The organism is Sphingobium sp. Ant17 (assembly GCF_000588875.1).
Classification (GTDB): Bacteria; Pseudomonadota; Alphaproteobacteria; order Sphingomonadales; family Sphingomonadaceae; genus Sphingobium.
Window position 1 is genome coordinate 40,413 of record NZ_JEMV01000030.1, and the last position, 25,874, is coordinate 66,286.

The following is a 25,874-nucleotide window of genomic DNA, read 5'->3' on the forward strand; positions in this document are numbered from 1 at the left end:
GTGCCGTGACACAAGCAAGCCCGATCGGACCCCATGCGCCTGACCCATGAACCGCCCGCGCCGCGCCATCCTGCGCTGATGCCGCTGCTGATCGCCGGGGTGGTGATCGTCGCGGTCGCATCGCTGCGGCTTGGCCCGGTCACGCTTTCGCTCGACCGGCTGCTGGCCGTCGTCATGGGTCATGGCGATCCGGTCGCGACCACCATATTGCTCGACCTGCGCCTGCCGCGCACGCTCATCGGCCTGCTGGTCGGGGCGATGCTGGGGCTGGCGGGTGCAGTTTTGCAGGGCTATTTGCGCAATCCGCTGGCCGAACCCTCGGTGCTGGGCGCCTCCAATGCCGCCGCCCTGGGCGCAGTCGCCGCCATTTATTTCGGCGTGGCGGGCTGGCACCCCGCGATGCTGCCCCTGCTCTCGATCGCCACCGGGCTGATCGCGCTGCTGCTGCTCTTCACCCTCGCCGGGCGCGCGGAAAGCGCGTTGACGCTGATCCTGGCGGGCATCGCCGTATCGACGCTGGCCGGGGCGGGGATCAGCCTGGCGCTCAACCTCTCGCCCAATCCCTTCGCGGCGATGGAGATCATGACCTGGCTGATGGGGTCGATCGAAAACCGGTCGATCGATCATGTCTGGATCGTCCTGCCTTGCGTGATCGTCGGCGGCGCGCTGCTGCTCATCGACCGGCGCGCGCTCGACGCGCTGACGCTGGGCGAGGATGGCGCGCGCTCGCTCGGCGTCGATCTGCGCCGTACCCGCACCCGCCTGCTGCTCGGCGTCGCGATCGGCGTGGGCGGGGCGGTGTCGGTGTCCGGTTCGATCGGCTTCATCGGCCTCATCGTCCCCCATCTCGTCCGCCCGCTCACGGATCGCAGCCCATCCGCCATCCTGCTCCCCTCGCTGCTGGGCGGCGCGATCCTGCTGGTCGCCGCCGACATCCTCGTCCGGCTGATCCCCACCACCAGCGAGTTGAAGCTCGGCGTGGTGACCGCCTTCCTCGGCGTCCCCATCTTCCTGCTCCATCTGTTGCGGGAGCGGCGGACATGGTGACGATCCGGGTCGAGGGGCTGTGCGCCCGGCTTGGCCGCCGCGCGGTGCTGCAGGATATCGACGCGACGCTCGCCCCTGGCGCGCTGATCGGCATCATCGGCCCCAATGGCGCGGGCAAATCGACGCTGGTGCGGGCTATGCTCGGCCTCATAGATACTACGCGCGGCAGTGTCACGATCGACGGCCACGCCATCGCCACCCTGCCGCCGCGCGACCGCGCCCGCGCCATCGCCTATCTGCCGCAGGGGCAGACGCTGCACTGGCCGCTCAGCGTCGAGCGGCTGGTCGCGCTCGGCCGCCTGCCCCATCTTGGCCCGATGTCGCGCATCGGCGCGGCGGACCATGACGCCATAGCCGCCGCGATGGCCCGCACCGATGTCGCCCATATCGCCGACCGGATCGCCACCGAATTGTCGGGCGGCGAGCGCGCCCGCGTCATGCTCGCCCGCGCGCTGGCGGTGGGGGCACCCGGCCTGGCCGTGGACGAACCCCTCGCCGCGCTCGACCCCGGTCATCAGATCGACGTTATGCAGTTGCTCGCGCGGGAGGCGCGGGCGGGCGGGCTGGTCATCGCCGTGCTGCACGACCTCTCCATGGCGGCGCGCTATTGCGACCGGCTGCTGCTGCTCGATCGCGGCACTTTGGTCGCCGATGGCCCGCCCGACGCGGTGCTGACGCAGGACCGGTTGCGCGCCGTCTATGGCATCACCAGCCGCATCGATTTCGCCACCACGCCGCCGCTGGTCGCCCCGCTTGATCGCTGGACCGGCACGCCTGACCATGGAGAATAAGATGCCCCCAGCCGCCCCCTTCTGGTCCAGCCCCGCCGACTTCGACGCCGCCTTGCGCGCGCTGCCCGGTCCCGACACCGACGCCATCGCCGCCGCCGCCGCGCGGCAGGCGCAACTGACCAAGCCCGCCGGGTCGCTCGCCCGGCTGGAGCAACTCGCGCTGTTCTTCGCCGGGTGGCAGGGGCGCGCGATTCCGGCGCTGGACCAGGGGCGAGTGCTGATCTTCGCGGGCAATCATGGCGTCACCGTCCATGGCGTCAGCGCCTTTCCCGCCGAAGTCACCGCGCAGATGGTCGCCAATTTCAATGCTGGCGGCGCGGCGATCAACGCGCTGGCCGCCGCCGCCAGCCTCGACCTGCGCGTCGTGCCGATCGACCTTGACCGCCCCACCGCCGATTTCACGCAAGGCGCGGCGATGAGCGATGCGGACTGCCTCGCGGCGCTGGCGATCGGCGCGGCGGCGGTGGAGCCAGGCCTCGACCTCGTGCTGCTCGGCGAAATGGGCATCGGCAATTCGACCGCCGCCGCCACCCTCGCCGCGCGCAGCCTGGGCGGCAGCGCGGCCGATTGGGTCGGGCCAGGCACCGGCGTCGATGCCGACGGCATTGCCCGCAAGATCGCGGTGATCGACCGGGCGCTCGCCTTCCATGCCGACGCCCCGATGACCCCGTTCGAAACGCTGCGGCGCGTCGGCGGGCGAGAGATTGCGGCGATGGCGGGCGCGGCGCTGCGCGCCCGGCAATTGCGCATCCCCGTGATGCTCGATGGGTTCATCAGCGGCGCGGCCATCGCCCCGCTCGCCGCCGCCCATCCCGCCATCACCGATCATTGCCTCGCGGGCCATTGTTCGGCCGAACCCGGCCATGACCGGCTGCTCCGCCAGCTTGGCCTTGATCCGCTGCTGCGCCTTGGCATGCGCCTTGGCGAAGGCAGCGGCGCGGCGGTGGCGGCCAATATCGTGCGGTCCGCGCTCGCCGTCCATGCGCAGATGGCGACCTTCGCGCAGGCCGGCGTGTCGGGCGCGGCATGACGCCCCGGCTGCTCCATTTGCTGCGCCACGGTGCGCCCGACACGCCCGGCCTGCTGATGGGCCGCACCGATGGCGCACCGACACAGGCAGGGATCGACGCCTGCCGCGCTCGCGCCAACGACCTCGCCGTGACCGCCATCGTCAGTTCCGACCTGACCCGCGCCAGCGCCGCCGCCGACGCGATCGGCCGCGACCATCGCCTGCCTGTGCTGCTCGATCCGCGCTGGCGAGAGCTGGATTTCGGCGCATGGGATGGCCTCCCCCCATCCGCTGTCCCGGCGCAGGCCTTTGCCCGCTTCCATGCCGATCCCGACGCCAACCCGCCACCGGGCGGCGAGCGCTGGTCGATGCTGGTCGACCGCGTCGCTGCCGCCACCGCCGCGCTGACCGCCGACTCCACCCTCATCCTCACCCATGGCGGCGCGATGCGCGCGGCCATCGCCCATCTATGCGGCCTGACCCCTGCGCAAAGCTGGGCGTTCGACCTGCCCTATGCGTCCTTGCTCTCGCTGCGCCTGTGGCCCGGCCCGCAGCCTGCCGCGCAGATTATCGGCCTGCACCCATGAAGGGGCTGATCATCGCGCTCCAGTTCCTCACCCGCCTGCCGATGCCGCGCGTCACCGCCTCGGCACAGGATTTCGCCCGGTCGATGCGCTGGTTCCCTCTCGTCGGCCTGATCCTCGGCGCGCTGATCGCTGCCGCCTGCGGGGCGGGGGCGCGGATCGACCCGTGGGTCGGCGCACTGCTCGGCCTTATCGCCTGGGTCGGGCTGACCGGCGCGCTGCATCTCGACGGGCTGGGCGACATGGCCGATGCGGCAGGCGCGGTCCATAAGGACAAGGATCGCCTGCGCGCCGTCCTCTCCGACCCCCATGTCGGCAGCTTCGGCGTCGTCGCGATCGCGCTGCAACTCCTCACCAAGTTGATCCTGCTCCATGCGCTGCTCGATCGCGCGCCTCTCGCCGCGCTGATCCTGATCCCCTTCGCGGCGCGGATCGCCCCGCTCTGGTGGACCCGCCTGCTCCCGCCGCTGCACGAAGGCCTCGGCACTGCCTTTCGCGGCGCGATCCGCCCGGTCGATCCGGCGCTCTGGGCCGCCGCCTGGCTGCTCGCCTGCTGGTGGATGCCCGGCCTGCTCGCCGCGCCGGTGCTGATGCTCAGCTGGGGCCTGTGGCTCCGTCGCCGGATCGGCGGCATTTCGGGCGATGGCCATGGCGCGGGCATCGAACTTGTCGAAAGCGGCCTGCTGCTGGCGGTGCTGCTATGATCGACCGCTGGCACTGGCATGGCGGCGGGCTTGGCGCGGTGCGCGCCCATTTCGGTGCGGGCGATACACCCTGGATCGACCTGTCGACCGGCATCAACCCCCAGCCCTGGCCCATACCGCCGCTCGCGATCGACTGGGCACGCCTGCCCGATGACGCGGCCCTGCAGGCGCTCGAAGCCGCCGCCGCCGCGCATGTCGGCGTCGATCCCGCCACGGTCTGCGCCCTGCCCGGCACCGAGATCGGCCTGCGCCTGATCGGCGACCTGCTGCCCGGCCCCGCCTGCTACATCACCCCCGCCTATCGCACCCATGGCGAGATGATCGTCGGTAGCACACCGGTTAGCCGCGCCCATCTGGCCGCGGCCGACGACCAGACACTGATCCTCGCCAACCCCAACAACCCGGACGGCCATCGCTTCGACCGCCCCGCCCTGCACGACCTGCTCGCACGGCGCGGCGGCGAGGGCTGGCTGATCCTCGACGAAGCCTTTGCCGATGCCGACCCGACGATCAGCTTTGCCGATCAGGTTGTTGACGACCGCCGCCTGCTGGTCTTCCGCTCCTTCGGCAAATTTTTCGGGCTTGCAGGCGTGCGGCTCGGCTTTGTGATCGGCCCGCCCGCGATCCTCGCCGCCGTCCGCCGCAAGCTGGGAGCATGGCCACTCTCCGCCCCGGCCATCGCCATCGGCACCGCCGCCTATCGCGACCAGCCCTGGATCGCCGCCACCCGTCAGCGCCTTGCACAACAGGCCGACATCCTCGACGCGCTACTGATCCGCTGCGGCTACCGCCCGATCGGCACTTGCCCCATGTTCCGCCTGATCGAAACCGACGACGCCCCCGCATTGTTCGAGCGTCTCGCCCGCCGCGCCATCCTCACCCGCCCCTTCACCGAGCAACCCCGCTGGCTACGCATCGGCCTGCCCGCCAATGCCGCCGCCTCCGACCGGCTCGAAGCGGCGCTGCGCCATGCTGAGCCGGTCGCGCTCGTCGCCCTGATGCTCGACGCCGCGATCGGCTGGCCCGCCTGGCTATATGCGCGGATCGGCCACCCGGTCGGGCTTTTTGCGCGCCTCATCGACGGGTGCGAGGCGCGCTGGAACCGCCCGCACGGACGCGACGCCACCCGCCGCTTGGGCGGCATCGCCACGGTCCTGCTCCTCCTGATCGTTGCAGCGGGCGGCGGCTGGATCGTGCAGACCACCATCCTGCACCTGTGCGGCCCCTATGGCTGGCTACTTCTTGCCCTGCTCGCCTTTCCCGCGCTCGCCCAGCGCAGCCTGTTCGACCATGTCCGCGCCGTGGCGCAGGCGCTTGCCGCCGACGACCTGCCCCGCGCCCGCCAGCAGGTCGCCCGTATCGTCGGCCGCGATACCGATGCGCTCGATGCCAGCGGCGTCGCCCGCGCCGCGATCGAAAGCCTGGCGGAAAGCTTCTGCGACGGCATCGTAGCGCCGCTCTTCTGGCTGTTGCTGCTCGGCCTGCCCGGCGTCTGGGCCTATAAGGCGATCAACACCGCCGACAGCCTGATCGGCCATCGCGAACCGCGCTGGCGGGCGTTCGGCTGGGCGGCGGCGCGCAGCGACGATCTGCTCAACCTGCTGCCCGCGCGGATCGGCGGGGCATTAATCTGCATCGCGGGCGGCGGCGGATGGCGCATCCTGCGGCGCCACGCGCGCGCGCATGCCTCTCCCAATGCGGGCTGGACCGAAGCGGCGATGGCGGGGGCCTTGCGCCTGCGCCTCGCCGGGCCGATCGCCTATGATGGCGTCGCTTGCCCCAAGCCCTGGATCGGCGACGGGAGGGCGCAGGCCGATGCCCGGGATATCCACCGGGCGCTGCGCATCACAATCCGCGCCTGCCTGCTGCTCTGGCTGATCGCCGGGCTGTGGGCATGGTTGGCATGAAGGAGAAGACGGACATGACCATAGATCATAGCCTGCTGGTGCTGGGCGGCGCGCGATCGGGCAAGAGCCGCTATGCGCAGGCCCGCGCCGAAGCGACCGGCCTCGACCGCTGCTTCATCGCCACGGCGCAGCCTTTGACGACGAAATGCACGACCGCATCATCCGCCACCAGCAGGATCGCGATGCCCTGTGGCATACGGTCGAAGCGCCGATGGCGCTCGCCGACGCAATCCGCACCCACGCCGCGCCGGGCCGCGTGCTGCTCATTGATTGCCTGACGCTCTGGACCTCCAACCTGCTGCTCGCGGATCGGGACATCGACGCCGCAACTGACGATCTGATCGCCGCCATCACCGCCGCGCCCGGCCCCGTCATCCTCGTCGCCAATGAAGTCGGCCTCGGCATCGTGCCTGACAATGCGCTCGCCCGCCGCTTCCGCGATGCCGCAGGGCTGCTCAACCAGCGCGTCGCCGCCTCCGTGCGCGAAGTCCAGTTCCTCGCCGCAGGCCTGCCGCTCACGCTCAAGGGGGCCGCCCCTCTGGCGCAACCGGGCGCAACCGGCTAGGTCACGAGGCCATGACCACCCGTGACGATCTGACCCTGGCCCACCGCCTTGCCGATGCGGCGGGCGAAGCCATCCGCCCCTTCTTTCGCGCCCGCTACGACATGGAGCTGAAGGCCGACAAGTCGCCGGTGACCGAGGCCGACCGCGCCGCCGAAGCCGCGATCCGAGCGATCCTGGAAAAGGAACGGCCCGGTGACGGCATCATCGGCGAAGAATATGGATCGGTGCGCGAGGATGCCGAGCGGGTCTGGATTCTCGACCCGATCGACGGCACACGCAGCTTCATCGCCGGACGGCCGATCTTCGGCACGCTGATCGCGCTGACGCAAGGAGGGTGGCCGACCGTCGGCCTCATCGACCAGCCGATCGCGCGCGAACGCTGGGCGGGCATGTCCGGCCAGCCCACGACCTTCAACGGCCAACCGATCCGCACCCGCACCTGCCGCGCGCTGGAAGGCGCTGGCATCGCCACCACCAGCCCGCACCTCTTCGCCGATGGCGACGTGCCGCATTATATGGCACTGGTCGCGACCGTTTCCGGCGGCGCTCCGCGCCAGGGGCCGGTCTATGGTGGCGACTGCTATAATTATGGCCTGCTCGCCTCCGGCTTTCTCGACATCGTCATCGAATCGGGCCTGCAAAGCTATGACTTTGCCGCTCTGGTGCCTGTGGTCGAGGGCGCAGGCGGCCTGATGTGCGACTGGAATGGCGAACCACTGACGGCGGACAGCGACGGCCATGTCCTGGCGCTCGGCGACCCCGCCCGGCTGGAAGATGTGCTCGAAGCCCTCGCCAGCACCCCGCACGATCATAGCCACGACCATTAAGTATGGCTCCCCTCCCGGCGGGGAGGGGTTGGGGGAGGGGGAGCGAGGCGAAGCCGAGCGTCGATGCTGGGGCGATAGCGCACCCTCAGCCCCCTCAAAAAATCCCCAGAAACTTCTTCTTCTGGCTCTGCTGCTCGCTCTTGCTGCCCTCGCCCTTTTCGTCCTTCGCGGTCGTGCCCTGGCCGACATCGTCGCGGGGATTGCCGCGCTTGGTGCGCTGCGCCACCGCATTGGCCCCGGACAGGATCGGCCCGCAGGCTGCGCCCTTGGCATCGCCCACATCGGCAAAGGCCAGCACCGCCGCCAGCGGCGTACCGACCACGGCCAATCCCAACGCCGCGCCACCGCGCGCCATCAGTTCGGGGCTGACGACCGCCATGCCGGGCCTGGCGAAATAGCCATTGATGCCGATCGGCGACTGGCCGGAAAACAGGCTGATCTTCTTGCTGTCCGCGCGGAAGGCGATGTCCAGCCGCTCGTTGCGGAACGAAAAGCCGCCCCGCCCGATCATGACATTCTTCTTGGTATCGATCAGGATCGGGTCCGCCGCCGCCACGCCATTGCGCACGGTAAAGGCGATCAGCCCGCAATTAATCTGCACCGGCTCCTTGAGCTTGCCGGAAAACATCTTGGTCGCAAAAGTGCCGATGTCGAGTTCCGACAATTGCACATTGCGCGCCCACATCGTGCCTGCGGGCAATATCACCGCGATCCGTCCGTTCGATGTCGCCAGCGAATCATGCAGCGTATCGCCAAGGCCAGTCATCTGTATCCGGCCCTTGATCGTGCCGGTGGTGCCCGATTGCTCCACGCCCCAGCGCGCCAGCAACGTGCCCATCGGCGTCGGGGCCAGCCGAATGTCATAAGTCGTCCGCACCGGCGCGCCGCGCGCGTTGATCTCGATATCCGACGCGACCTGCCCGCCCGACATGGCGAAAGTCAGCGGCGACAGCGTCAACACGCTGCGATCCAGTTTCAGCGACAGGTCGATATCCGAGATCGGGACATGCTGCGCCCGCACCCGCTTGACCTTATATGCGACCGTCGCATCGAAATTGCGGATCGCCTCGACCCGCAACGGTGTGTCGGGCAGGACACGCGGGGTGCCCTGCACCGTCTCGATCGCGCCAGCGGCCCCCTGCTTCTCGATCTTCGCAGGATCATAGCCAAAGAAGGGCGCGACATCGATGATGTCGAGCGTCTGGGTCGCCAGGTCCGCCGTCAGCAACAGGCGCCCATTGGGCAGCGACGCGGTAAAGCGCCCGCTCAGGTCGCTATCGCCAAAGCGCCCCTTCAACCGGGTGAAGCGCCACTCGTCGCCCACCTTGGTCAGCGCCGAGGTAAAGCGATAGCGGCGCGTATCGGGGATCGCCGCACCCAGGAAATCGAACAGTTGGCGGAGGTTCGGCCCGCGCGTCACCAATTGCAGGTCGCTGCCTTCCAGGTCGGTCGCGCCGCGCAGCGTACCGGTGACATCCACCACCGTCGCGCCGGCCTCCGCGCGCAGCACCAGGCTGTTCTTGCCGCCCGACACCGTGGCGTTGGGGGACAATAGGCTGCCCTTGAGGTCGAACGGCTTGCCCCGCATGCTGCCCGTGCCCGACAGCCGCACGTCGCTGGCAAAGCGGGTATCCTTCGCCCTTACCGTCTCGAACCCGATATCGGCGTTCAACTCCATTTGCGGATCGCGATAGCGCAGCGTCGTGCCTGCCAGCCGCGCCTGCCGGATCAGCGGCATCGTCATCGGCTCGCCATCGGCATTAGGGTCACCCAGCGTCCATGTATTGCGCTTGTGATCGCGCGACCATTCCAGGTCCACCGCGCCGTTGCGCAGTTCCAGCCACGATAACCGCGCCCGGTCGCCGAAAATCAGGCTGAACGGCGCGATCCGCGCATCGATCAGGTCGGCGCGGAACAGGTCGGGCTGGCTCGCCCAGGGCAGGTTGGCGATGCGCGCCTTTTCGGCGAGCAGCTTGATGGAGAAGGGCGCGAAATAGAGCTGGAAATCGCCGCCGACACGCACGTCGCGTTCGAGCTGGCTGCCGACGATCTGTTCGAACGGCCGTTTGAGGAAGCGCCCCTTGGTGATGAAGAGGATCAGCCAGATCGCAAAGAGGAAGCCCAGGATGCCGAGCAGGGTCTTCACCGGCAGCGGCAATCTGCGCCACCGTTCGCGCGCACGCGTCGCGTGATGACGCACGGCCGCCGGCCGCTTAGCTATTTCGGACTCACCATCGACCATCGCGCGCTCAACGCCCCAGCCCGTCAAATGGCTCCCGCGACCCCCAAAGCGCGAATCGCTTGCCTTTTCCCCGGCCGCCCCTTATGGCGCGCCCTTCGCGATATTCAGTGGGACCGCCCGGCTAACTAGGGCTGCCGGGGCTGTCTGTAATCGTCGCGCTACGCAAAGGAGACGAAAATGCCCAAGCTCAAGACCAAGAGCGGTGTGAAGAAGCGCTTCAAGTTCACCGCTTCCGGCAAGGTCAAGCACGGCGTCGCTGGCAAGCGTCACCGTCTGATCAGCCATAACGCCAAATATATTCGCCAGAACCGTGGTACTTCCGTGCTGTCCGATGCCGACGTGGCTCACGTCCGCCTCTGGGCACCCTACGGCCTCAAGTAAGGAGTAAGGGACAATGGCACGCGTCAAACGGGGTGTAACCACCCGCGCCAAGCATAAGCGGCTTCTGGTACAGGCGAAGGGCTATTATGGCCGTCGCAAGAATACCATCCGTATCGCCCGTCAGGCCGTCGAAAAGGCCGGCCAGTACGCTTACCGCGATCGCAAGGTCAAGAAGCGCAGCTTCCGTGGCCTATGGATTCAGCGCATCAACGCGGGTGTCCGCGCTGAAGGCCTGACCTATTCGCAGTTCATGCATGGCTTGAAGCTCGCCGGTGTGCAGCTGGACCGCAAGGTTCTGGCCGACATCGCGATGCACGAAGGCGAGGCGTTCAGCGTCATCATCGCCCAAGCCAAGGCTGCCCTGCCCGCAGCCTAAGGCCGATCGATCGCAAGATCGTCAAAAGGGCGCCGGGGCAGATGCTTCCGGCGCCCTTTTTGTTTGTTGCAACGTCCATCTCCCCGTTCGCCCTGAGCGAAGTCGAAGGGCATCACCGAACGGAGTGAGGTGCCTTCGCTTCGCTCAGGCGGGGGCTTCGACTTCGCTCAGCCCGAACGGATTGGGAAGCTGACCGAACATCCAAGGACCACCCCATGTCGCTGCATCTCTGGTGGCTCTATGTCACCGCCGTCTTCCTCATCTCCGCCACGCCGGGGCCGAACATGCTGCATGTGATGACGCAGAGCATTCAGCACGGCCCGCGCAAGGCGATGGCGACGATGGCGGGCCTGATGAGCGCGGTGCTGCTGTGCCTCGCGGCTTCGGCGCTGGGCCTTGGCGCGCTGCTCAAAACTTCGCCGCGCCTGTTCGATGTGCTACGCTATGCCGGCGTCGCCTATCTCGTCTGGTTGGGGATCAAGGCCTGGCGCGCACCGGTCGGCGACGCCGCCGTCGCCGCCCCCGCCCGTTCGCACCATGCCCTCTTCGCCACGGGCCTGCTCACGGGCCTCTCCAATCCCAAGCTCATCATCTTCGCCGCCGCGCTCTTCCCCCAGTTCATCGACACCGACCGCCCCTTCGGCATCCAGCTGGCCATCCTGGTGCTGACCTTCGTGGTGATCGAGAGTTTCTGGTACAGCGTCTATGCGCTCGGCGGCCTCCGCCTCGCCCGCTGGCTCGCCCCTGCCAACCGCCAACGCCTCTTCAACCGCGCGACCGGTGTCATGTTCATCGGCTTCGGCGGCGCGTTGCTCGGCGCGCGGGCGTAGGTTAAACTTCTCACGCCGTCATTCCCGCCTCTTATTTAGTCATTCCCGCTCTTTATTTCCGTCATCCCCGCGAAGGCGGGGACCCATCTCCGGGGGCCTGTATGAAGCGCGAGATCAGCCCAACCGTCTATCTTCTGGCCAGTCGCAGGAACGGGGCGCTCTACACAGGGGTCACATCTGACCTTATAAAGCGACTCTATGAACACCGAAACGGCTTGATCGAAGGCTTCACCAAAGACTACGGCATCAAGCGCCTGGTCTGGTTTGAACCGCATGACAGTATGGACAGCGCCATCCTGCGGGAGAAGCGGATCAAGAAATGGAACAGGCCGTGGAAGATCGCGCTTATCGAAGCCGGTAATCCCGACTGGGACGATCTGGCGTTGGGCTTTGGCTATGAGCCTTTGCCTACTCTGCGCTGCGACTGACCGACAGGTCGGGAGATGGGTTCCCGCCTTCGCGGGAATGACGAGATGGTGGTGACAGGATAATGATGACAGACATTAGCGCATTGAAAGCCGGGCTGATCGCCGACATCGACGCCGCCGACACGCCGGACGCGGTGGAGGCGTTGCGGGTCGGGGCGTTGGGCAAGAATGGGGTCATCACCGGCCTGCTCAAGACGCTGGGACCGATGTCGCCGCAGGAGCGGCTGGAACAAGGCCCGCCGATTCAGGATCTGCGCGAATCCGTCACCGCCGCCATCGCCGCGCGCAAGGCGGCGCTGGAAAGCGCGGCGCTCGACGCGCGCCTGGCGTCGGAAAAGATCGACATGACCCTGCCCGCCGATCTGGGGCCGCAAGGCAGCGTTCACCCGGTCAGTCAGGTGATGGACGAACTGGCCGAAATCTTCGCCGATCTGGCTTCTCCGTCGCCACCGGGCCGGAGATCGAGGACGACTGGCATAATTTCACCGCGCTCAACATCCCCGAAACGCATCCGGCGCGCGCGATGCACGACACCTTCTACTTCCCGGACGAGGACGGGCAGAAGCGGATGCTGTTGCGCACCCACACCTCCCCGGTCCAGATCCGCACGATGATGAACGGCACGCCCCCGCCGATCCGCATCATCGCGCCCGGCCGCGTCTATCGCAGCGATAGCGACGCGACCCACACGCCGATGTTCCACCAGATCGAAGGGCTGGTGATCGACAAGGGCATCACGCTCGGTCATCTGAAGTGGACGCTCGAAACCTTCCTCAAGGCTTTCTTCGAGCGCGAGGATATCGTCCTGCGCCTGCGCCCCAGCTACTTCCCCTTCACCGAACCCTCGGTCGAGGTCGATGTCGGCTATACGCTCACCAATGGCCAGCGCGTCATCGGCGGCGACGGCGATGCGCCCGATGGCGGCTGGCTCGAAGTGCTGGGCAGCGGCATGGTCAACCGCCGCGTGATCGAAAGCTGTGGCCTCGACCCCGACGAGTGGCAGGGTTTCGCCTTCGGCACCGGGGTCGACCGGCTCGCCATGCTCAAATATGGGATGAACGACTTGCGTGCCTTCTTCGACGGCGACCTGCGCTGGCTCAAACATTATGGCTTCTCCGCGCTCGACGTGCCCACGCTCAGCGGAGGAGTAGGCGCATGAAGTTCACGCTCAGCTGGCTCAAGACGCATCTCGCCACCGATGCGACCTGGCGACGATCCTCAAGAAGCTCAACGCCATCGGCCTGGAGGTGGACGGCGTCGAAAACCCCGCCGAAAAGCTCGCCGCGTTCAAAATCGCGCGCGTGCTGACCGCCGATCCCCATCCGCAGGCGGACAAGCTGCAAGTGCTGACCGTCGATCAGGGCGACGGCACCCCGCTGCAGGTCGTGTGCGGCGCACCCAATGCGCGCGCAGGCTTGCTCGGCGTGTTCGGGACGGAGGGCGCGGTCGTGCCGTCCAACGGCATGGTGCTGAAAAAGACCGCGATTCGCGGCGTCGATTCCAACGGCATGATGTGTTCCTCGCGCGAGCTGGAACTGGGCGACGATCATGACGGCATCATCGAACTGCCGGGCGATGCGCCGGTGGGGCAGGTCTATGCCGACTGGGCGGGCCTCAATGATCCGGTCATCGACGTGTCGATCACCCCCAATCGCCAGGATTGCATGGGCGTGCGCGGCATCGCGCGCGATCTCGCCGCTGCGGGCCTCGGCACGCTCAACGCGCTGATCGTGCCGCCGATCGCAGGCGTCGCCCCCGGCCCGGACGTGCGCACCGACGATGCCGAAGGCTGCCCTGCCTTCTACGCCCGCACCGTGCGCGGCGTCACCAACGGCACGTCGCCCGAATGGATGGCGCGGCGGTTGAAGGCCATCGGCCAGAAGCCGATCAGCACCCTGGTCGATATCACAAACTATATCATGATCGACCTTGGCCGCCCGCTGCACGTCTATGACATGGCCAGCCTCAAGGGCGGCCTGGTCGCGCGCAAGGGCAAGCCCGGCGAGCAAGTGCTGGCGCTCAACGGCAAGACCTACACCGTCGATGACACGATGACCGTGATTGCCGACGATGCAGCGGTCCACGATATTGGCGGCATCATGGGCGGCGAACATTCGGGCGCGCAGGATGGCACCACCGACGTGCTGATCGAATGCGCCTATTTCACGCCCGAACGGATCGCGATGACGGGGCAGAAGCTGACCCTCACCTCCGACGCGCGCGGCCGCTTCGAACGCGGGGTCGATCCCGCCTTCCTCGACGATGGCCTGTCGATCGCCACCAGCCTGGTCATCCATCTGTGCGGCGGCACCGCCAGCGAACCGACGCGCGCGGGCAGCCCGCCGCTCACCCCCAAGGTCATCGACTATGATCCCGACCAGTGTCTGGCGCTGGCCGGTGTCGATGTCCCCGCCGACGAACAGAAGCGCATCCTGACCAGTCTCGGCTTTACCGTTACCGGCGAGGCCGCAAGTTTCGACTATCAGGATGGCATGCCCGTCAGCCTGCCCGGCTATTGGGCGGTCACCGTGCCAAGCTGGCGCCGCGACGTCGATGGCTGGCCCGACCTGGTCGAGGAAGTGGTGCGGATCGTCGGGCTGGACCATGTCCCCTCCACCCCGCTGCCGCGTGTGCCAGGCGTCGCCCGCCCCACCGCCACGCCCGAACAATTGGTCGAACGCCGCGTGCGCCGCACCGCCGCCGCGCGCGGCCTGTCCGAAGCGATCAACTGGTCCTTCCTCTCCGAAAAGGAAGCCGCATCGGTCGGCGGCGGTGACTGGGTGCTGGCCAACCCGATCTCCGAAGACCTCAAGGTCATGCGCCCCTCGCTGCTGCCCGGCCTACTGTCCGCAACCCGCCGCAACATGGATCGTGGTGCCTCGTCGGTGCGCTTGTTCGAGCTTGGCCGACGCTATTTCAAGCAGGGCGAGCGCGCGACGGTCGGCTTCGTGCTGGCGGGCGATCAGTCCCCGCGCGGCTGGCAGACCGGCAAGGCGCAGCCTTTCTCCGCCTTCGATGCCAAGGGCGAAGTCGTCGCCTTGCTCGCGGCGGCGGGCGCGCCGGTCGCCAATCTGCAGAATTTCGGGGAGGCCTCCGGTGCTTATCATCCCGGCCAGTCGGGCACACTGCGCCTTGGTCCCAAGGTGATCCTCGCCGAATATGGCGTGCTGCACCCCGCCCTCGCCAAGCAGTTCGGGCTTAGCGGCACGGTGGTTGCGGGCGAAATCTTCCTGGATGCCATTCCGGGCAAGCGCAAATCGGGCTTCATGCGCGCGCCCTACGCGCCGCCCGCGTTGCAGGCGGTGAAGCGTGACTTCGCCTTCGTCGTGCCGGAACAGCAGGAAGCCGACGCGCTGGTCCGCGCGGTCAAGGGCGCGGACAAGAAGGCGATCGTCGACGCGCGCCTGTTCGACGTCTTCACCGGACCAGGCGTGGAGGACGGCCACAAGAGCCTCGCCATCGAAGTCACGCTACAACCCGGCGACAAGAGCTTCACCCAGGACGATCTCGACGCGATCAGCGCCGCCATCGTGAAAGCCGCCCAGAAACTGGGCGGCGTCCTGCGGGGATAATCCAATAGGCTGTTTCCCCGGCCCATGGCCGGGGAACGCGGCTTACTTCTTATCGTCGTCCTTCTTGGGCTTCGCCACCACCGGCGGCGCGATCGGGGCGATCTTGCAGCCCTTGGCCGCCGCCATTCCGCGCAGATAGCCGCGCCGCGCGATTCCCGCCGTCACCGCCGCCTGCAAGCGCCGCTCGGCCGGGGCCGCGCCGCTGATCTCGCGCACCAGCCCGCGGAACGGGATCAGCGAATTGACCACCGTCTTGCCGACGGCAGACGCGATCTTGCCCGTCCGATTCTCGTTCGCATCCTTGCCGACCACGAAGTCATCGCCCAGCACCGCGTTCAATTCGCCCAGTCCCCGGTTCAGCCCGGTGCAGGTGCGCGACGGCGGCGTCGCATAGGGATTGTCCACTGCCTTGAGCAGCACCGGCGGAATCTCGTCCTTTTCCAGGCCGATGTCGCGCACCGGCTGGCTGGCGATCTCGCCCGCCCGGTCCAGCGTATCGTCCCTTGGCTTGTCCTTGTCCTGCGCCAGCGCCGCCCCCGACAGCAGCAGGGACAGGGTGGCAGCAGCGATAAATGATTTCATGATATTTCTCCCGATCGCCAAACCCGCGACCAACGGTTTCGGTTCCCAGACGAAACGATTGCCGGGGCAGACAGGCCCATGCCGCATCGCTATGCGGATGGATATAGACGCAGGAGCCCCCCTTGTCCGACGCCCGCATATCCATCGCCTCGCCCGCTTTGTCCGCCGCCATCAGCCCGCTGGGGGCCGAACTCCAATCGCTTCGGGACGCGCAGGGTCGCGACCTGATGACCGATGCCGACCCGCGCTGGTGGACCGGCCACGCGCCGCTGCTCTTCCCCTTCGTCGGCCGGTCGCGCGGCGATGTCTATCGGCTGGATGGCCAGGACTATCCCATGCCGCAACATGGCTTTGCCCGCCGCAGCGCCTTCGCGGTCGTGGACCAGAGCGACGATAGCGCGCTGTTCCGGCTGGAGGCGGACGACGCCAGCCGCGCCATCTATCCCTTCGACTTCCGCCTCGACATGGCGTTCGCGCTGATCGACGCGACGCTGCACATGACCGCCACCGTCTCCAATCGGGGCGACACAGTCATGCCCTTCTCCTTTGGCTATCACCCCGCCTTTGCCTGGCCGCTGCCCTATGGCGGCCGCGTCGAAGAGCATCGTATCGTCTTTGAATGCCCCGAACCCGCGCCCATCCGCAAAGTCGGCGACGAACCGGGCCTCATCGCCCGCGAGCACGCGCCTTCCCCGGTCGAGGGCAACAGCCTCGCCCCCACCCATGCGCTGTTCGCGGGCGACGCGCTGATCTGGGATGACCTCGCCAGCCGATCGCTCCTCTGGGGCGTCCCCGGCCAGCCCCGGCTGCGGATCGACTTCCCCGACACACCCTGGCTTGGCCTGTGGCAAAAGCCCGGCGCGCATTATCTGTGCGTCGAACCCTGGGCCGGGATGGCCGACCTGGTCGGCTTTACCGGCGACGTCTGGGCCAAGCAGGGCATCATGGCGCTCCCCCCCGGCAACGCCCGCAGCTTCCGCATGGACGTCAGCCTTGTGGACGTGTAACGGGCGGCCTTCAAAGAATTCCGTTCGGGCTGAGCCTGTCGAAGCCCTGTCTTTTCTTCGCAAAGAGAAGTGCAGCCCTTCGACAAGCTCAGGGCGAACGGATGTTTTCAAGAGCCGCAAGACATGACCATCCCATCCCGCCGCACCTTCGCGATCATTTCCCACCCTGACGCCGGCAAGACCACGCTGACGGAAAAGCTGCTGCTGGAAGGCGGCGCGATCCATCTGGCGGGTGAGGTCAAGGCGCGCGGGGCGAACCGCCGCGCCCGGTCGGACTGGATGAAGATCGAGCAGCAGCGCGGCATTTCCGTCACCTCCTCGGTCATGACGTTCGAACGGACGCGCGATGGCGAGACGATCACCTTCAACCTGCTCGACACGCCGGGGCATGAGGATTTCTCCGAAGATACCTACCGCACCCTGACCGCCGTCGACAGCGCCGTCATGGTGATCGACGCGGCCAAGGGCATCGAGCCGCAGACCCGCAAATTGTTCGAGGTCTGCCGCCTGCGCAACCTGCCCATCATCACCTTCGTCAACAAGGTCGATCGCGAAGGCCGCGAAACCTTCGGCCTGCTCGACGAGGTCGCCGACCAGCTGCAGCTCGACGTCTGCCCGATGAGCTGGCCGGTCGGCATGGGCGGCGAATTTGAAGGCATTTACGACTTCGCCACCAACCGCCTGATGCAACCGACCGGCCCGTCCAAGGAATTTGACGGCACCCGCCATCAGTTTACCGGCCTCGATGATCCCAAACTCGGCGAATTCCTCTCCCCCCGCGCGCTCGAACGGCTGCGCGAAGAAGCGGAACTGTCGCAGGGCGGCTATGCGAGCTTCGACTTGGATCGCTATCGGCAGGGCGACCTGACCCCGGTCTATTTCGGATCGGCGCTCAAATTATTCGGCGTCACCGAATTGATCGACGCGCTCGCCGCCCATGCGCCGCCACCGCGCGCGCAACCGGCCGAACCCGCTGCCGTCGAACCGGACGCCAGCGAAGTCACCGGCTTCATCTTCAAGGTGCAGGCCAATATGGACCCGCAGCATCGCGACCGCATCGCCTTCATGCGCCTCGTCTCAGGCAAGTTCAAACGCGGCATGAAGCTGACCCCGTCAGGGTCGGGCAAGCCGCTCGCCGTCCATTCGCCCATTCTCTTCTTCGCGCAGGATCGCGAACTGGCGGACGAGGCCTTCCCCGGCGACATCATCGGCATTCCCAATCATGGCGCGCTGCGCGTCGGCGATACGCTGTCCGAAAAGCCCGGCCTGCGCTTCACCGGCCTGCCCAATTTCGCGCCCGAAATCCTGCGCCGCGTCCAGTTGAAAGACCCGACCAAGACCAAGCAATTGCGCAAGGCGCTGGACGATCTGTCCGAAGAGGGGGTGATCCAGGTCTTCTATCCCGAAATCGGCAGCCAGTGGATCGTCGGCGTCGTCGGCCAGCTCCAGCTCGAAGTGCTGATCTCGCGTCTCGACGCGGAATATAAGGTTGCGGCCGTGCTGGAAGCCTCACCCTTCGACACCGCCCGCTGGATCGGCGGCGACGAAGCGGCGATCAAGGAGATGGTGTCCTACAACAATGCCAATATGGCCAAGGACCGCGACGACAATCTCGTCTTCATGGCCAAAAGCGCCTGGGACATCGGCTATCAGCAGGAACGCCACCCCAAAGTCACCTTCAGCGCCACGCGCGAACGGTAAGGCACCCTCGACCCGTTCGTCCTGCCATTGTTCCCCGGCGCCTTCGCCGAGGAACGCTAAGCCCATATTCTACTTGACGTTTTTTTCGACCTAAGCCCGCCCAGCACGCCTCACAAATCAACCCCCGCCGCGATCGCCTCCAGCTTGCGGATGCGTTCCTTGAGGTCGGCGACCTCGATGCGCGCGACCGCCGATGGCGGCGCGGCGTCGTCGGCATGGCGGGTCAGTTCGGCGCGCTTGAGCGCCAGCCAGCCGTCCCAGCCGCGCAAGGCCGCCACCGCGATGATCGCCACGCCCGCCAGGGTGGTCAGGGCCATGGCCAGATAAAGATAGGGGTCCTGCATATGTGCCTCCCTGTCGATGCGAACCGCGCTCAGTCGCGGTCCCGCAGCTTTTCAAATTCCCGCTCCAGCGCGGTGGAGCCATCGGTCGCCAACCGTTCCAGCACCGCGACCCGCTCTTTCAGCCCCTTCACCTCGGCGCGCAGCCGCTCGGTATCGGGGTCGGGGCCGCGTGCGACCAGCGTTTCGCCCTTGTCGTGCCGGACCACGCCGTAACGCGCGCGGATGATGCTGGCGATGGCGGTGATCGCGACGATGGCGACAACCATTTCAAACGGTCCCATTCCCTTAACTCCCTGTTCTTCTTCCGGGATCAGTTGGCGACGCCGCGCAGCTGCTCGATCTCGCGGGTCAGCTGGTGGCTCTCGTCGGTGACGATCCGCTCGACCACGATGAGCCGATCCTTCATCGACCCGATCTCGGCGCGCAGCTGGGCATTTTCCTGGCTCAGCAATTTGATGCGCTCGACCATTTCCTCGTTTTTCTGCGGATAGATCGGCTTGCCCCAGCTATTTTCCAGCGGATAGCCATTTTTCACCCGCAACCAGGTCGTGAATATCCAGCCGCCAATGGCGAGCGCGCCCAGGATCATTCCGACTTGCGCAAAATCTTCAAATGGAAACATCGTCTCTACTCCCTTGCCAACCGCGCCTCAGCGCAGCGCCTCGATGTCGCGCGCGGTGCGGGTGGCGGGATCGGTGGCGATCCGCTCCAGCACGGCGATGCGTTCTTCCAGGCGGCCGATCTTGCCCACCAGCTTTTCGTTTTCGCGCGACAGCAGGTCGATTTTTCGACCAGCGGCGGCGTCCGTTCGATCAACGGTGCCGGTCCATTCATTTTCCACCGGATAGCCGTGGCGGGCACGGACCCAGGTGGTGAACATCCAGCCCAGCGTCGATATCGCGATGATGGCCAGAACAAAGAAAGGTCCACCGACATTCATGATTAGTCTCCCTGTTTTGCCCCAGGCTGCTTAGCGCAGACGATCGATTTCATCGGCCAGGCGCGTGTTGCGGCTGGTATAATAGATTTCGATGTCGGCGAGGCGGCGATCGATATCGCGGAACTTGGACCGCACGTCGCGGGTGGAGCGGGTCGGATTGGTCCGCACACCCTGCCAGAATTTTTCGTCGTCGCGATCGGCGTAAAGCCCCGATGGCTTGTTGTCGGCGAAATAGGCGGCGGCGAAATAGGCGATCAGCGTCCAGGGGAAAGCCCCCATCAGCGTGATGAGCACCGCGCCGACGCGGACCCATACGACATCGATCCCGCTATAGTCGGCAATGCCGGAACAGACGCCCATCCATTTGCCGTCGGCCTTGTTGAGGTAGAATTTGGTGCGGCGGGCGGTCATGTCAGTTTCTCCGGTCGAAGGTGAATTCGCCCGGCTCCTGCGGGCGATGCGGGCGGAAATCGGGATTGTCGGCAGCAACGATCCGTTCGACCGTCTGGAGCCGCTCTTCCATCCGACGGGCGAGAAGGTGGAGTTCATCCAGCAGCTTCTCATCCTCGTCGGTGATCTTGGGGGCCTGCTTCCACTTGGTGACATAGTGGAAGATCAGCCACGGCATGCCGATGAACAGCATGCCGCAGACGATGATGGGCAGAAAAATCTCCTCCATCGGATCAGCCTTCCCTATGCATGCTGGCCTTGAGCGCGGCGAGATCGGCATCCACCTTGTCGGCGGACTTCAACTCGGCAATCTCTTCTTCCAGCGTCTTGGGGGTGCTGCCCAGGTCCATCGCGTCGGCGCGGCCTTCGGCCATATCGACCCGGCGTTCCAGCATGTCGAAGCGCGCAAACGCCTCGTTGACCTTCTCGCCGGCATAGGCTTCGCGCACCCGCAGGCGGTTTTCCGCGCTCTGCATCCGGGTGACCAGGCTGTTCTGACGCACGCGCGCTTCGCGCAGCTTGGCCTGCAGCTTGGCGATATCCTCTTCGGCGGCGCGCAGCGCTTCGTCCAGCGTCTCGATTTCATGGCTCAGATGCTCGGCCATGTCGGTCGCCTTCTGCCGTTCGACGAGCGCCGCCTTGGCCAGGTCTTCGCGATCCTTGGACAAAGCCAGCTGCGCCTTTTCGGTCCAGCTGTCCTGCAACGCGGTCAGCTTGGCGATGTGGCGGCGCATTTCCTTCTGGTCGGCGATGGTGCGGGCGGCGGACGCGCGCACTTCGACCAGGGTTTCCTCCATTTCGAGGATGATCATGCGGATCATCTTCGCCGGATCTTCCGCCTTGTCGAGCAGGTCGGTCACATTGGCGGCGATGATGTCGCGGGTGCGGGAAAAAATACCCATCTTAACGTCACTCCTGGTCTTGGTAGCTTTTGAAACGACCGGGCTTGTCTTACGCCAGATAGCGCAGGGTCGCCGGATTGTGGGTTTCGCTCGCGAGTATCGGGGTTTCGCTGGCGCGGGCCGGGCCGACGGCTGCCAGGATCAGGGTCGATCCTACCAGCAGGGCGGCGATGGCGACCGACATCAGTTGACCGATTTCGCGAACGCTGTTGCTGTTGTCTTCCATTATACGCACTCCCTGAACCTTGGCCTTCATAGATTTCCGCGATTATCTGCGGATTGCCCATAGCTTTGCAGGGGCCGTGCCAAATTGCCGAAAGGCACGGATTTCCGCCATTTCTGACAGTTCATTTCGGTCGAGTGCGGAATTTCGCTTGCGACAAGGTGGGAAATTTCACCATAAGTTGGTGTATGGAGAAAACGACCCATTTCGTCGGCCAGTCCTTGGCCTTTCTCGACGCCGTCGAACTGGCGGGCCGCGCGGCCGAACTCAACCGCCCGGTGCTGGTGATCGGCGAGCGCGGGACCGGCAAGGAACTGATCGCCGAGCGACTGCATCACTTGTCGCCGCGCTGGGGCGAACCCTTGATCGTCATGAATTGCGCCGCGCTGCCCGAAACCCTGATCGAAGCCGAATTGTTCGGCCATGAACAGGGCGCCTTCACCGGTGCCAACCGCGCGCGACCCGGCCGGTTCGAGGAAGCCGATGGCGGCACGCTGTTCCTCGATGAACTCGGCACCCTGTCTATGGCGGCGCAGGAACGGTTGCTGCGCGTGGTCGAATATGGCGAAGTCACCCGCATCGGCGCGTCCAAGCCGCTGCGCGTCGATGTCCGCATCGTCGCTGCGACCAATGACGATCTGCCCGCCGCCGCCGATGCCGGGCGCTTCCGCCCCGATCTGCTCGACCGGCTGAGCTTCGAGGTCATCACCTTGCCGCCCCTGCGCGCGCGCGAAGGCGATGTGCCGGTGCTGGTCGATCATTTCGGGCGGCGCATGGCCGCCGAACTCGCCTGGCCGCAATGGCCCGGCTTCGATGCCGCGACGCTCGCCGAACTGGAGGCCTATGCCTGGCCCGGCAATGTCCGCGAATTGCGCAACGTGATCGAACGCGCCGTCTATCGCTGGGACGCGCCCAACCGGCCGATCAGCCGCATCACCTTCGACCCCTTCGCCTCCCCCTGGAAGCCCAAGCCGCTCATGCCGCGCACCGCCGACCCCTGCGACCCGCCGGTGCCGACCGCCAAGGCCGCTGCCGCGTCCGTCGACGACATTTGCGACCTGCGCGCCGCCGTCGACGCCTATGAATCCGCGATCATCACCGCCGCCCTCGACCGCTACCGCTTCAACCAACGCGCCACCGCCAAGGGCCTGGGCCTCACCTACGACCAGCTCCGCCACTGCATGAAGAAACATAGCCTGAGCGCAGGCTAACTCCGCCCACCCCTCAACCCGTCATCCTGACGAAAGTCAGGATTCATGAGCCGCTACGTCGCCTCGACGCCCCTAAGGTTGCGCCCATGGATCCCAGCTTTCGCTGGGATGACGGTCGATAAATCAGGCCAACCCTCACCGCGTCGGCACAGGCTCCGCGCCCGAATAATCGTAGAAGCCTCGCCCGGTCTTGCGGCCATACCAGCCCGCCTCGACATATTTCACCAGCAGCGGCGCGGGGCGATATTTGGGATCGCCCGTGGTGCTCAGGAACACGTTCAATATTTCCAGCGCCGTATCCAACCCGACGAAATCGAGCAGCGTCAGCGGCCCCATCGGATGATTGAGCCCCAGCTTGCAGCCCATGTCGATATCGACCACGCTACCCACGCCCTCGCCCAGCACGAACACCGCTTCGTTCAGCATCGGCAGCAGGATGCGGTTGACCACAAAGCCCGGCGCGTCGAACGCCTGCACCACCGTCTTGCCGATCCGCCCGGCAAAGCCCTCGACCGCCGCCACCGTCTCCGGCGTCGTGGCGAGCCCGCGAATGACCTCCACCAGCACCATCACCGGCACCGGATTGAAGAAATGCACCCCCACAAAGCGCCCCGCATCGGGCGCGGCCTGCGCCAGCCGGGTGATGGGAATGGACGACGTATTGGTCGCCAGGATCGCATCATCCGCCAGCAGCGGCCCGACATTGGCGAAGATCGCGCGCTTCACCTCTTCGCGCTCGGTCGCCGCCTCGATCACCAGCTGCGCGTCGGCCAGCGGCGCGATCTCGCCCACCGGCCGGATGCGCGCCAAAGCCGCATCGGCATCGGCCTTGCTGATCTTTTCCTTCTCCACCGCCCGCGCCAGCAGCTTGGCGATCCCCGCCAGCCCCTTTTCCGCGCGGGGCAGGTCGATGTCCGACAGGATCACGTCATAGCCCGCCTGCGCCGCCACCTGCGCGATCCCTGCGCCCATCTGCCCCGCGCCGATCACGCCTACCGTGCGAATATCCGTCATGTTGCTCTCTCTCCCTGGCTCAACTCGTCCCCCTCATCCTAGCGCCCCGCCCCGTCGGGGGCCAGAGCGGCGCACTCCCCAAAAAGCGCAGGCGACAAAATGCGCCTGTTGCGCGGGGGAAGGACGTTTCGGCCTTTGCCTCGACCGCTGCCCATGGTTAAAAGCCCGCCATGATTGTTGCCGAAATGATGCCCTCTCCCGCGACCGGACGCTTCATCGCGGCCGTGCATCATTTCCCGTTGCGTATCTATTTCGAGGATACCGACCTGTCGGGCCTCGTCTATCACGCCAATTATCTGCGCTATATGGAGCGCGCCCGGTCCGACATGCTGCGCCTGGCGCAGATCGACCAGCGCGCCGCGCATGAAGCCGGCACTGGCGTCTATGCCGTCACCGACCTGCAGATCCGCTATCGCCGCCCCGCCCGGCTGGACGACGACCTGATGGTGGTCAGCCGCGTGGCTCAGGTGAGCGCAGCGACCTGCACCATTCATCAGTCAGTCATGCGCGGCGACGAACAGTTGACCGACGCCAGCATTTGCGTTGCATGGCTGACACCGCAGGGTCGCCCGCAACGGCAACCTAAAGCCTGGACCGATATTTTCAGCCGCCTTTGCCAAGGGGAAGACCTCCACCCATGACCCTCAACCTGCCAGACGTCGCCGCGGTGGCCGACGCCGCCACCATTTCCCCGCTGGCCCTGTTCCTTCAGGCCGACATCGTCGTGAAGGGGGTGATGCTGGGCCTGTTGCTGGCCAGCATCTGGACCTGGGCGATCATCATCGGCTTTTCGGTCAGCCTGCGCCGCGCCAGCAAGGAAAGCCGCAAATTCGAGGCGGATTTCTGGAAGGCGGAGGATATCGACCGTTTCTACGAAACCCGTGGCAAGGTGGAGCATCCCGCGGCCAAGGTGATGGCGGCGGGCGTCACCGAATGGCGGCGCTCGACCGCGCAGAAGGTCGTCGATCGCGACGGCACGCGCGACCGGCTCGCCACCGCCATGTCCAGCACCATCGCGGCGGAGATCGACCGGCTGTCCGACCGGCTCAACATCCTGGCAACGGTCGGCTCGGTCGCCCCCTTCGTCGGCCTGTTCGGCACGGTCTGGGGCATCATGCGCGCCTTCACCGCGATCGCCGCGGAACAGAATAGCTCGCTCGCCGTCGTCGCGCCGGGCATTGCCGAGGCCTTGTTCGCCACCGCCATCGGGCTTTTTGCCGCCATCCCGGCGGTCATCGCCTATAACCGCTTCAGCCACGGCATAAACCGCCTCGAATCCGCCCTCACCCGCTTCGCCGACAGCTTCTACGCGACCTTGAGCCGCGAGTTGGAGGCCCAGCGATGACCGGCCATGCACAACTTCCGTTCGCCCTGAGCGAAGTCGAAGGGCTCGACCGACCGAAGGGAGGTTACTTCGCTTCGCTCAGTGAACGGCTTCGACTTCGCTCAGCCCGAACGGGTATGCATGTCGGAGTCCCCCGCTAATGGCCATGTCCGGCCCTCCCTCCGCCCGCCGGGGTCGCGGCCGCGCGCCCATGGCCGACATCAACGTCACGCCGCTGGTCGACGTCATGCTGGTGCTGCTGATCATCTTCATGGTCACGGCCCCGCTGCTGGTGACCGGCGTGCCCGTCAACCTGCCCGAAACCCGCGCCCAGGGGCTGGATCAGGATGCCAAGCCCACGGTCGTCTCCATCGACCGCGACGGCGCGACCTATGTCGATGACACTGTGGTTGCCGACGCCGACCTGCCCGACCGGCTCGCTGAAATCGTCGCCGCCAATGCGGGCAAGCCCGAAGCCCCGCAAATCTTCCTGCGCGCCGACAAGGGGCTGGATTATGGCCGCGTCATGCGGGTCATGGCCGAACTCAACCGCGCCGGCCTGAACAAGGTTTCGCTGGTCTCGTCGCCCGACGATGCAGCCAGCGACGGTTTAGCCAGCGACGGTTCAGGCGAGAGGCCATAGGGTAAGCCGAATGGAGCGCGCGGAAAAGATTGGTTTAGGCCTCGCGACAGCGGGGCATGTCCTGCTGTTCGGGCTGTTGTCGGCCGGGTTTCTGGCGACCCCCAACCCGTTGAAGCTCAAGACCCCGCCGATGGAAGTCTCCATGGTGGACGAAGTCGCGCTGCAATCGACCGCACCGCAAATCTCGACCGCCCCACCGCCGCCCAGCATCGCGCCGGAACAGGGACCGACCGAAGACGCCGCGCCCGCGCCGGAACCTACCCCCGCGCC

At 66.5% G+C, this 25,874-nt stretch carries 28 protein-coding genes and 4 pseudogenes; 21 read left to right on the plus strand and 11 right to left on the minus strand.

Annotated elements, in window-relative coordinates; translation table 11 throughout:
- Nucleotides 1–33: 33 nt before the first annotated feature.
- The 8 genes and pseudogenes from BF95_RS14260 (at nt 34) to hisN (ending at nt 7,434) form a co-directional block, all read left to right on the plus strand.
- On the plus strand, nt 34–1,047 hold the full coding sequence (locus tag BF95_RS14260; RefSeq protein ID WP_043152071.1) for a FecCD family ABC transporter permease: 1,014 nt from the start codon (nt 34–36) through the stop codon (nt 1,045–1,047).
- A complete protein-coding gene (locus BF95_RS14265; protein WP_043152072.1) occupies nt 1,041–1,838 on the plus strand; it encodes an ABC transporter ATP-binding protein in 798 nt (265 codons plus the stop codon). The genes BF95_RS14260 and BF95_RS14265 overlap by 7 nt, the downstream gene beginning before the upstream one ends.
- A gap of 1 nt (nt 1,839) precedes the next feature.
- Entirely contained in the window at nt 1,840–2,868 is a 1,029-nt protein-coding gene (cobT, locus tag BF95_RS14270; RefSeq protein ID WP_051520033.1) for a nicotinate-nucleotide--dimethylbenzimidazole phosphoribosyltransferase, read from the plus strand.
- The gene (locus tag BF95_RS14275; protein ID WP_043152074.1) at nt 2,865–3,434 is read left to right on the plus strand and encodes a histidine phosphatase family protein; all 570 of its coding nucleotides are present in this window, start codon (nt 2,865–2,867) and stop codon (nt 3,432–3,434) included. Before cobT ends, BF95_RS14275 begins: the two co-directional genes overlap by 4 nt.
- Nucleotides 3,431–4,135: an adenosylcobinamide-GDP ribazoletransferase gene (gene cobS, locus BF95_RS14280; RefSeq protein ID WP_043152075.1), complete on the plus strand. Its 705-nt coding sequence runs from the start codon at nt 3,431–3,433 to the stop codon at nt 4,133–4,135. Before BF95_RS14275 ends, cobS begins: the two co-directional genes overlap by 4 nt.
- Before the next feature lie 317 nt (nt 4,136–4,452).
- On the plus strand, nt 4,453–6,042 hold the full coding sequence (cbiB, locus tag BF95_RS31090) for an adenosylcobinamide-phosphate synthase CbiB (protein WP_443018370.1): 1,590 nt from the start codon (nt 4,453–4,455) through the stop codon (nt 6,040–6,042).
- 14 nt (nt 6,043–6,056) lie between these two features.
- Nucleotides 6,057–6,607, plus strand: a pseudogene (gene cobU / locus BF95_RS14290) (bifunctional adenosylcobinamide kinase/adenosylcobinamide-phosphate guanylyltransferase).
- Between the two features lie 11 nt (nt 6,608–6,618).
- On the plus strand, nt 6,619–7,434 hold the full coding sequence (hisN, locus tag BF95_RS14295) for a histidinol-phosphatase (protein ID WP_043152076.1): 816 nt from the start codon (nt 6,619–6,621) through the stop codon (nt 7,432–7,434).
- 94 nt (nt 7,435–7,528) lie between these two features.
- Here the strand turns inward: hisN and BF95_RS14300 are convergent, their stop codons facing one another.
- A complete protein-coding gene (locus BF95_RS14300; protein WP_043152078.1) occupies nt 7,529–9,676 on the minus strand; it encodes an AsmA family protein in 2,148 nt (715 codons plus the stop codon).
- Nucleotides 9,677–9,853: 177 nt separating this feature from the next.
- Here BF95_RS14300 and rpmI point away from each other — a divergent pair, with 177 nt between their 5' ends.
- From rpmI to pheT, 6 genes and pseudogenes are all read left to right on the plus strand, one after another.
- Nucleotides 9,854–10,057, plus strand: a complete 204-nt coding sequence (rpmI, locus tag BF95_RS14305) for a 50S ribosomal protein L35 (RefSeq protein WP_004208916.1) — start codon at nt 9,854–9,856, stop codon at nt 10,055–10,057.
- Between the two features lie 13 nt (nt 10,058–10,070).
- Nucleotides 10,071–10,433, plus strand: coding sequence for a 50S ribosomal protein L20 (gene rplT, locus BF95_RS14310; RefSeq protein WP_043152080.1), 363 nt, complete (start codon nt 10,071–10,073; stop codon nt 10,431–10,433).
- A 215-nt stretch (nt 10,434–10,648) separates the two neighbouring features.
- On the plus strand, nt 10,649–11,263 hold the full coding sequence (locus BF95_RS14315; protein WP_043152081.1) for a LysE family translocator: 615 nt from the start codon (nt 10,649–10,651) through the stop codon (nt 11,261–11,263).
- Between the two features lie 101 nt (nt 11,264–11,364).
- Nucleotides 11,365–11,691: a GIY-YIG nuclease family protein gene (locus tag BF95_RS14320; protein ID WP_043152083.1), complete on the plus strand. Its 327-nt coding sequence runs from the start codon at nt 11,365–11,367 to the stop codon at nt 11,689–11,691.
- Between the two features lie 65 nt (nt 11,692–11,756).
- Nucleotides 11,757–12,850: pseudogene (gene pheS / locus BF95_RS14325) on the plus strand (phenylalanine--tRNA ligase subunit alpha).
- A pseudogene (pheT, locus tag BF95_RS14330) lies at nt 12,847–15,263 on the plus strand (phenylalanine--tRNA ligase subunit beta). The pseudogenes pheS and pheT overlap by 4 nt, the downstream one beginning before the upstream one ends.
- A gap of 42 nt (nt 15,264–15,305) precedes the next feature.
- Here the strand turns inward: pheT and BF95_RS14335 are convergent.
- On the minus strand, nt 15,306–15,845 hold the full coding sequence (locus BF95_RS14335) for a hypothetical protein (RefSeq protein ID WP_043152117.1): 540 nt from the start codon (nt 15,843–15,845) through the stop codon (nt 15,306–15,308).
- A gap of 122 nt (nt 15,846–15,967) precedes the next feature.
- Between BF95_RS14335 and BF95_RS14340 the strand changes: the two genes are divergently transcribed.
- Nucleotides 15,968–16,852, plus strand: coding sequence for an aldose 1-epimerase family protein (locus BF95_RS14340; RefSeq protein ID WP_043152084.1), 885 nt, complete (start codon nt 15,968–15,970; stop codon nt 16,850–16,852).
- Between the two features lie 123 nt (nt 16,853–16,975).
- Nucleotides 16,976–18,553: a peptide chain release factor 3 gene (locus BF95_RS14345; protein WP_043152086.1), complete on the plus strand. Its 1,578-nt coding sequence runs from the start codon at nt 16,976–16,978 to the stop codon at nt 18,551–18,553.
- Between the two features lie 110 nt (nt 18,554–18,663).
- Here BF95_RS14345 and BF95_RS14350 read toward each other — a convergent pair whose 3' ends face one another.
- The 8 genes from BF95_RS14350 to BF95_RS28305 are packed head-to-tail and all read right to left on the minus strand — an operon-like array spanning nt 18,664 to nt 21,415.
- Nucleotides 18,664–18,897, minus strand: coding sequence for a hypothetical protein (locus tag BF95_RS14350; RefSeq protein ID WP_043152088.1), 234 nt, complete (start codon nt 18,895–18,897; stop codon nt 18,664–18,666).
- Nucleotides 18,898–18,926: 29 nt separating this feature from the next.
- The gene (locus tag BF95_RS14355; RefSeq protein WP_043152089.1) at nt 18,927–19,178 is read right to left on the minus strand and encodes a hypothetical protein; all 252 of its coding nucleotides are present in this window, start codon (nt 19,176–19,178) and stop codon (nt 18,927–18,929) included.
- Nucleotides 19,179–19,207: 29 nt separating this feature from the next.
- Nucleotides 19,208–19,519, minus strand: a complete 312-nt coding sequence (locus tag BF95_RS14360; RefSeq protein ID WP_043152091.1) for a hypothetical protein — start codon at nt 19,517–19,519, stop codon at nt 19,208–19,210.
- Nucleotides 19,520–19,546: 27 nt separating this feature from the next.
- Entirely contained in the window at nt 19,547–19,837 is a 291-nt protein-coding gene (locus BF95_RS14365) for a hypothetical protein (protein ID WP_043152092.1), read from the minus strand.
- A 30-nt stretch (nt 19,838–19,867) separates the two neighbouring features.
- Nucleotides 19,868–20,248, minus strand: a complete 381-nt coding sequence (pspC, locus tag BF95_RS14370; RefSeq protein WP_043152093.1) for an envelope stress response membrane protein PspC — start codon at nt 20,246–20,248, stop codon at nt 19,868–19,870.
- A 1-nt stretch (nt 20,249) separates the two neighbouring features.
- The gene (pspB, locus tag BF95_RS14375) at nt 20,250–20,516 is read right to left on the minus strand and encodes an envelope stress response membrane protein PspB (protein WP_037474273.1); all 267 of its coding nucleotides are present in this window, start codon (nt 20,514–20,516) and stop codon (nt 20,250–20,252) included.
- 4 nt (nt 20,517–20,520) lie between these two features.
- Nucleotides 20,521–21,189 (minus strand): phage shock protein PspA, encoded by a 669-nt coding sequence (gene pspA / locus BF95_RS14380; protein WP_043152094.1) that lies wholly within the window; start codon nt 21,187–21,189, stop codon nt 20,521–20,523.
- A gap of 49 nt (nt 21,190–21,238) precedes the next feature.
- Nucleotides 21,239–21,415: a hypothetical protein gene (locus tag BF95_RS28305; protein WP_200866972.1), complete on the minus strand. Its 177-nt coding sequence runs from the start codon at nt 21,413–21,415 to the stop codon at nt 21,239–21,241.
- 185 nt (nt 21,416–21,600) lie between these two features.
- Between BF95_RS28305 and pspF the strand changes: the two genes are divergently transcribed.
- A complete protein-coding gene (gene pspF, locus BF95_RS14390; protein ID WP_043152097.1) occupies nt 21,601–22,623 on the plus strand; it encodes a phage shock protein operon transcriptional activator in 1,023 nt (340 codons plus the stop codon).
- 135 nt (nt 22,624–22,758) lie between these two features.
- On the opposite strand, the gene BF95_RS14395 is transcribed toward pspF, so the two are convergent.
- The gene (locus BF95_RS14395) at nt 22,759–23,637 is read right to left on the minus strand and encodes a 3-hydroxyacyl-CoA dehydrogenase NAD-binding domain-containing protein (protein WP_043152099.1); all 879 of its coding nucleotides are present in this window, start codon (nt 23,635–23,637) and stop codon (nt 22,759–22,761) included.
- A gap of 170 nt (nt 23,638–23,807) precedes the next feature.
- Between BF95_RS14395 and BF95_RS14400 the strand changes: the two genes are divergently transcribed.
- From BF95_RS14400 to BF95_RS14415, 4 genes and pseudogenes are all read left to right on the plus strand, one after another.
- On the plus strand, nt 23,808–24,278 hold the full coding sequence (locus tag BF95_RS14400; RefSeq protein ID WP_043152100.1) for a YbgC/FadM family acyl-CoA thioesterase: 471 nt from the start codon (nt 23,808–23,810) through the stop codon (nt 24,276–24,278).
- Nucleotides 24,275–24,982 (plus strand): protein TolQ, encoded by a 708-nt coding sequence (gene tolQ / locus BF95_RS14405; RefSeq protein WP_043152101.1) that lies wholly within the window; start codon nt 24,275–24,277, stop codon nt 24,980–24,982. Before BF95_RS14400 ends, tolQ begins: the two co-directional genes overlap by 4 nt.
- A 139-nt stretch (nt 24,983–25,121) precedes the next feature.
- Entirely contained in the window at nt 25,122–25,604 is a 483-nt protein-coding gene (tolR, locus tag BF95_RS14410; RefSeq protein ID WP_043152102.1) for a protein TolR, read from the plus strand.
- 10 nt (nt 25,605–25,614) lie between these two features.
- A pseudogene (locus BF95_RS14415) lies at nt 25,615–25,874 on the plus strand (cell envelope biogenesis protein TolA); the annotation flags it as partial.